The following is a 678-nucleotide window of genomic DNA, read 5'->3' on the forward strand; positions in this document are numbered from 1 at the left end:
CATCACCAATGATATTGTGGCATGGCAGAATAGACCATTGGAGCCCGTTTATCTAACTGTCTGGATGGATGGCATCGTCTTCAACGTTCGAGAGAACTCTAAGGTGGTCAACAAGACAATCTATATCACCGTAGGACTTAGACGCGGCATAAAGAAAGAAGTATTGGGGCTGTGGCTTGGGAAGAATGAATCCGCAGCTTTCTGGATGAGTGTACTGACTGACAGAAAGCCCGTGGGGTTGAGGATATACTTATCACAGCCACCGATAATCTCAATGGCTTTACCGACACCATTAGAACTGTTTTTCCTGAATCCAGCACTCAGATCTGTGTGGTTCACCAGATCCGAAATGCTTGTAGGTATGTGGTATGGAAGGATAAAAAAGAGTTCAACAAGGAAATAAATCTATCTACGATGCTCCCAACAAGCAAGCTGTAGAGGCTGCTCTGGAAGATTTTTCCGCTAATTGGAACTCCAAGTACTCTTATGCCGTAAAAAGCTGGAGAGACAATTGGGAAGACCTAACTGTCTTCTATGATTTTCCCCTAGAAATAAGAAGGATAATCTATACCACCAACCTAATTGAAAATTTAAATGGCAAGATCAGGAAGTACACCAAAAATAAATTATCATTCCCTACCGATGAGGCTGTAATGAAATCTGTATATTTGGCTGTAA

1 pseudogene is annotated in these 678 nt (G+C 41.9%); it reads left to right on the forward strand.

Annotated features, from left to right (window positions below):
- Nucleotides 1-678 (forward strand): annotated as a pseudogene (locus F1E73_RS17200) (IS256 family transposase); the annotation flags it as partial.

Origin of the sequence: Arenibacter lacus (assembly GCF_008711145.1) — a bacterium.
GTDB lineage: Bacteria > Bacteroidota > Bacteroidia > Flavobacteriales > Flavobacteriaceae > Arenibacter > Arenibacter amylolyticus.